The organism is Ketobacter sp. GenoA1, from assembly GCF_003671475.1.
Lineage (GTDB): Bacteria > Pseudomonadota > Gammaproteobacteria > Pseudomonadales > Ketobacteraceae > Ketobacter.
Map to the genome: position 1 here is coordinate 1 of NZ_RCHM01000037.1, position 5,251 is coordinate 5,251.

Annotated in this window: 7 protein-coding genes; 5 read left to right on the plus strand and 2 right to left on the minus strand. The window is 51.4% G+C overall.

Annotation, left to right across the window (positions count from 1 at the left end):
* Positions 1-65: 65 nt before the first annotated feature.
* Complete coding sequence (locus D9N13_RS14065; protein WP_317622509.1) at positions 66-362, plus strand: hypothetical protein; 297 nt, start codon at positions 66-68, stop codon at positions 360-362.
* Between the two features lie 69 nt (positions 363-431).
* Here the strand turns inward: D9N13_RS14065 and D9N13_RS14070 are convergent, their stop codons facing one another.
* Together D9N13_RS14070 and D9N13_RS14075 are read right to left on the minus strand one after the other, a co-directional pair.
* Positions 432-1,001, minus strand: a complete 570-nt coding sequence (locus tag D9N13_RS14070; protein WP_156873119.1) for a PIN domain-containing protein — start codon at positions 999-1,001, stop codon at positions 432-434.
* Positions 1,002-1,487 carry an excisionase family DNA-binding protein gene (locus D9N13_RS14075; protein ID WP_198043727.1) on the minus strand — a complete coding sequence of 162 codons (486 nt, stop codon included), beginning with the start codon at positions 1,485-1,487 and terminating at the stop codon, positions 1,002-1,004.
* Positions 1,488-1,642: 155 nt separating this feature from the next.
* Here D9N13_RS14075 and D9N13_RS14080 point away from each other — a divergent pair, with 155 nt between their 5' ends.
* The 4 genes from D9N13_RS14080 to D9N13_RS14095 all read left to right on the plus strand — a co-directional run bounded on the left by D9N13_RS14080 (position 1,643) and on the right by D9N13_RS14095 (position 5,134).
* Positions 1,643-2,095: a DUF4158 domain-containing protein gene (locus D9N13_RS14080; RefSeq protein WP_156873118.1), complete on the plus strand. Its 453-nt coding sequence runs from the start codon at positions 1,643-1,645 to the stop codon at positions 2,093-2,095.
* 9 nt (positions 2,096-2,104) lie between these two features.
* Positions 2,105-3,700 carry a Tn3 family transposase gene (locus tag D9N13_RS14085; protein ID WP_156873117.1) on the plus strand — a complete coding sequence of 532 codons (1,596 nt, stop codon included), beginning with the start codon at positions 2,105-2,107 and terminating at the stop codon, positions 3,698-3,700.
* A 367-nt stretch (positions 3,701-4,067) separates the two neighbouring features.
* A complete protein-coding gene (locus D9N13_RS14090) occupies positions 4,068-4,664 on the plus strand; it encodes a TetR/AcrR family transcriptional regulator (RefSeq protein ID WP_156873116.1) in 597 nt (198 codons plus the stop codon).
* 23 nt (positions 4,665-4,687) lie between these two features.
* Complete coding sequence (locus D9N13_RS14095) at positions 4,688-5,134, plus strand: efflux RND transporter periplasmic adaptor subunit (RefSeq protein ID WP_290591406.1); 447 nt, start codon at positions 4,688-4,690, stop codon at positions 5,132-5,134.
* Positions 5,135-5,251: the final 117 nt, after the last annotated feature.

Here is a 5,251-nt window from a genome sequence, read left to right on the forward strand (position 1 = left end):
CTTAATAACGCCACGTCGATCACTCCTGAGTGCTCCTGCATCAATGGGTGCAGGATGAGTTGAACGTGGGTCAAAATTCGATGCAAATTATGGGGTCAGGTGGGTCAATTTTGGGTGCAAATCAACACGCCTATGAGAAAATGAAAGCGGATGGGCTGGAAGAAGACGCGGCTGATCTGCGTTCGGCAACTGTTCACTGGCTACGCCACACGGGCATTTCAGAGGACGTGAAGTTTCGCCCGAGAGAGCATGTAAGAGATGATGCTGGCCATGCCAGCATCGCTACCACAGATCGATATATTGATTCCGATTTGCGCGAAAGACATGCTTCAGGGCGAGAAAAACGACTGAGAGATATTTAACGATATCATAGGGTTAGAGGCCAAAGTGTGGCAAAAACCTCCCTATATTGTTGGTGACCCTTAGTTTGGTTAAATCAAATGATGGTATTCAGATAGGTACGCAACGGTCTTACTGAGCCCCTGCCGTTGCAGGTTTTCAAGGTATTCTTCGACCGTGTACAGTGGATTCCGGTAATGAGTTCTGTCTTCCTCGAAACAGGTCAGCACCAGCGGCGGTTGTAAGTCGATCAGATCCAGGATGAAGTCATCAGGATGCTGGGCAACAACGTTGTAAGGCATCAGGCTTTCAGCCGGAAAATCTTTCAGATTGGCTGTCACGATGATCTCTGCGTTGGCGCGTAAAGCAGCTGCCAGCACATGGCGATCATCTGGGTCCGGTAATATCAGACCGTCGATTGTAGGTTCGTAACCGGTGACTAGCGAATCCGGAATGGCGTCGATCATCATATCCCGTAGCCCTTCCAGTTTCTCCTGGCTCAGATCCGGACGCTTAAGCAGTAGATTCCGAATCCATTCCTCGTGAATATCCAACGTCCAACGGGCACGAAATAGATCAGTTTGCGCCAGGAACATGAGCACGCTGCGCAGCGGTGCCGGGTACAACACATTGGCATCGTAAATGACCGTGAAGGTTGCCATCTATTCCATTAAATCCATTTCTTGAGACAGTTGCGCCAGCCGCGCCATGGTCTTTTTGCTCTCGGCCTTTTGCTGGGCTTTGTATTCCATCAGATCCTTGAAATAGATTTTTCGGCGATTGCCCGCCATGTGGAATGGCAGCTTGCCAGTATCCAGAACCTGACTGATCAGATACGGGCGGGAGATGTTCAGAAAAGCCGCCGCTTGCTGGGTAGTCAGTTCCGCATGGATCGGGATGATGGAAATTGCATTGCCCAACGCCATCTGATTCAAAATATCCGCCAGCATATGGATGGCCTTGATCGGTACTGTGATTTCCTGGTTGTCATCAATCAGCCGCAGCGTGGTCTGGTCGCCTTGGCCTGTGCAGGCTGCCAGAATGCGTCCACTGGCCGCTGCAAGTTCGGCTTCCTGTTCGCTGGGCATGTCGTAAAAATGGTTCTGTTGTGTCGCCATGGCGGACACCTCGTGTCGCTGTGTACTCATCAGGTAATTATACCCTTTAGGTACATATTCGCAATATTCGAATACAGGCGAAATATTAGAAACAAAACGACACAGGAACACCTGGCAATGTAACGCCTTATAAATCAGCCACTTGGTAAACTCGCCAACTTTCGGGCCAACTGGAGAGCAGGAAGATGGCGACGACCAACAAGGGCAAACGACGGCAACTGCTGACGGACGTGCAGTATGACGCGCTGTATGGAGTGCCTGTTTTCGGACCCGAGGAACAGGATCATTACTTTAACCTTAATGACCTGGAGCAGGAGGTGTTTGACAGTTTTCGCGTCCCCGGCATCCAGGTCTATTTTGTCCTGCTGTTGGGGTATACCCGCCACAGCAATGTGATCCGGGATATTGAATGGGAAACCTGTAAGGTCGATATCGCCTACATCTTGCAACGGCATTTTCAGGGTAAAAAGGTTCGCAGGATTGCCCTGACCCCCAACCGAAAAAAGCGGCTTTATGACCGTGTGCTGGACTTGTTGAGGTTAAGTCCTTTTACGGACAAGGTGGAATCCAAGCTGCAGAAAGAAGCCATCCAGATTGCCGCCCGCCAGGCCGATCAGCTGGCGATTTTTGATGAATAGATCGATTACTTGCAGCACCTGAATGCGGTGATTCCACCACTGTACAAGTTTCAGAAACTGATTTCCCACGCTGCAGACGTGGAAGCCGATCGACTCACCAAGCTGCTGCAACGTCATCTTTCCCCTATGCTCAACACCAAGCTGCACCAATTGCTGGCCGCTACGGGACCACAGTCACTGGCTAGTCTCAAGAAGCTGCCCAGAGATTTCAGCAAATCCGAGATCGGTCGCGAGATCAAACTGTTCGATTGGGTGCGGGATATCGCTGCTGACACCCACTCCGTGATGGAGAAGTTGAATCTGTCGCAAGGGAATGTGGCCTACTACGGCTCCATGGTGGAGTACTACAGCATCACCCAATTGCGAGCAAAGAATTTTGAGACCGTTGCACTGTATCTGGTCTGCTATCTTCAATCCCGTCTCAGCCAGATTCAGGATACGCTGGTGGCGGCGTTTATTTTTCAGGTACGCAAACTGGCTGCCGAGGGCAAAGCGGCGAGCCGGGACAAAGTGTTTGAAGCTCTGGCTTCCATTGAGGAGAAAGTGAAACAAGCCGGTCCTGTGCTGAGACTGTTTGTGGATGAGAAGATCGCCGGTGACACGCCGTTCCAGAAAGTTCGCAAACGTGCTTATCAGCTGCTGGGTGAGCAGGATATTCCGGTGGTCAGCGACGAACAATGGCTGGATAAAGACCGGCTGATTCGGGAGTCCCGCTGGTCCGCGCTACAGATATCTGTGGAGTTACTGGTGCAGCAAAAACTGGACGCGCTCCACGATAAACTGGCACTGGTATCTGACCGCCTCAATACCGGCGCCAATGAGTCAGTGGTATTGAAAACCAAAAATGGCCAGATCCGCTGGGTCATCAAATACACCCACAAAAAAGAAGAAGTGAACAATCCTTTCTTTGCCCGTATGTCTCAGACGCATATCGCGGATCTGCTGAACTACGTGAATCACCAGACCGGCTTTTTTCAACAGTTCCGCCATATCCGGCCAAGGGGCAAGGTGGAGGACAGCGACTTTGCCGCCCTGGTGGCCTGCATCATTGCCAATGCCACCCGATTCGGTCACTACAAGATGGCCGAGATCTGTAATATCAAACTAGATAAACTGAACTCCATTCAGGCCAACCTGTTGCGGATGGAAACCCTGGCTGAAGCCAATGATGTGATCAGCAACGCCATCGCTCAGTTACCCATTTTTCAGCATTATGCGATTCAGCCGGACAAGATCCACGGCAGTTTCGACGGTCAGAAATTCGAAAGTCGCCGCAATACCATTCGCACCCGCTTTTCCACCAAATACATCAAGACCGGCCCCGGTTTGTCTGGTGTGACGCTGAACGTCCATCACGTGCCCGTCAATGCCGGGGTGATTGGCTTAAATGAACACGAATCCCACTACGTGTTCGATATGCTGCACAACAATACGTCGGACCTGCAGCCGGATGTTCTGTCCACGGATACCCATGGCGTGAACCGTTTTAATTTTGCCTTACTGGATTTGGCAGGCTGGACCTTCGCTCCCCGGTATGCCCGCTTTGATAATGTCGTGGATGATCTATTTGAAGAAGTGGTTGCTCTAAATGAGATCATTATTTAACCTTGAAGTCAGTGTGGCTTAACAATAATTACCTAAAATAAATTTTTATATTCAATTAGTTATATCGTTCTTAGCTGAATGGCGCAGGAATCCCGGAAACCCCTCTTATTTGATTTCCAGTGCCGGGTGTTAGCCCAAAGATTCTTCTATACGCAAGATACAAGTCCTGTTGCATTAACTTGCCACTGAAACGAAACGTTAGGCAACTTTTCGATTAATGGGTATCCATATATTTCGCATTAAAACAGTAGGTTACGTTGGAATCGGCTGACTCCCGAGCCTTTTGTCGCCAGCCTTCAAATTATGCACTTGAAATCTATTAAACGTTCGTTAAGTATATAGCCAAGATTTGTTATGGGAGCCGGGTATGGCCAAAGAAAGCGCCGACGTAACTCGACAGCGCATTTTGCACCAGTGCTTGCCGCTATTCGCAGCTGCAGGTTTCGATGGGGTGTCTATGCGCCAGGTGGCGACAGCAACGGGATTGACCACCGCGGCGCTGTACTACCACTTCCCAGACAAAGAGCAGTTGTTCCTGGCGGTGGTGGAAGATTGTTTTTCTCAGCGGGTGACGCCGTTGATGCCAGGGCCGAAGTCCCCTGGAGATGATCCCTGGGCTCACCTGGAAGCATTCGTATCTGCGTTCGTTTCGCTGTTGGTGCGTGTTCCCAGTTTTCAACGCCTGATGCAGTGGGTGGCGCTGGATCGAGACGAAACCCGTGCCCGCCAGATGACTGAGCGTGTGTTTGAGCCCTTCTTTCTTGGCGTTGCCGATCTTTTGCCCGTGACGTTGGGCGAAGAGGAGCGACATGCGTTGACAGTGTCGGTGATGGGCCTGATGGTATTCCCGTTTGAAACGCAGGTGGCGCGACAGTGGCTACCCGGTTACAAGCCCCCATCCCAAGTATCAACTCAACTGGTACAGCACATTCTGAAACTGTTAAAAGCGGGCGTGACGGGATGAAGGGGATAGCAACGAGCCTGTTGATGGCATGCGGGATAGTGCTGCTGGGGTGTCAGGGGGAGTCCGGCAATCCTGTGGCAGTTCCGGAACCACACATTTACCAAAGTGACCTGTTACCGCTGGATCAGGCAGCACCCCGTCAGTTCATCAGTACCGGTTCCGTCGTGTCCGATCAGCGTATCGAAATCTCGTCCCGCCTGAGCGGCTATGTGCGCCAGCTCAAAGTAAAAGAAGGTGACAAGGTGCAGGCAGGCGCTTTGTTGGCGCAGATGGATGCGGCCGATGTGGAAGGCGCCATTCGGCAGGCGCAGGCGGCAGTAAGCGCGGCGCTGGCCGCACAGAAAGATGCGCAGACCGATTTGCAACGTTTTCAAAAACTGTATCAGCAGAACAGCATTTCCGAGAGCGACCTGCGGAAGGCGCAACTACGGCTGGATTCCACTACCGAGGCACACAATCAGGGGTTCTAGGGATTTTCCGTCCAAAAACGACAAAGTGCTCTGGAAGCCCCGCCATCTATGGCCTCCAGAGGGGTATTACTTTTCGCTGACGGGCAAATATCCCTCGATTGAGCACATCAGCTCCTC

Excerpts from the sequence above, each read along its gene's own strand:
- D9N13_RS14070 (WP_156873119.1), bottom strand. The coding sequence starts at position 1,001 with ATGGCAACCTTCACGGTCATTTACGATGCCAATGTGTTGTACCCGGCA.
- D9N13_RS14075 (WP_198043727.1), bottom strand. The coding sequence starts at position 1,487 with ATGAGTACACAGCGACACGAGGTGTCCGCCATGGCGACACAACAGAAC.
- D9N13_RS14080 (WP_156873118.1), top strand. The coding sequence starts at position 1,643 with ATGGCGACGACCAACAAGGGCAAACGACGGCAACTGCTGACGGACGTG.
- D9N13_RS14090 (WP_156873116.1), top strand. The coding sequence starts at position 4,068 with ATGGCCAAAGAAAGCGCCGACGTAACTCGACAGCGCATTTTGCACCAG.
- D9N13_RS14095 (WP_290591406.1), top strand. The coding sequence starts at position 4,688 with ATGGCATGCGGGATAGTGCTGCTGGGGTGTCAGGGGGAGTCCGGCAAT.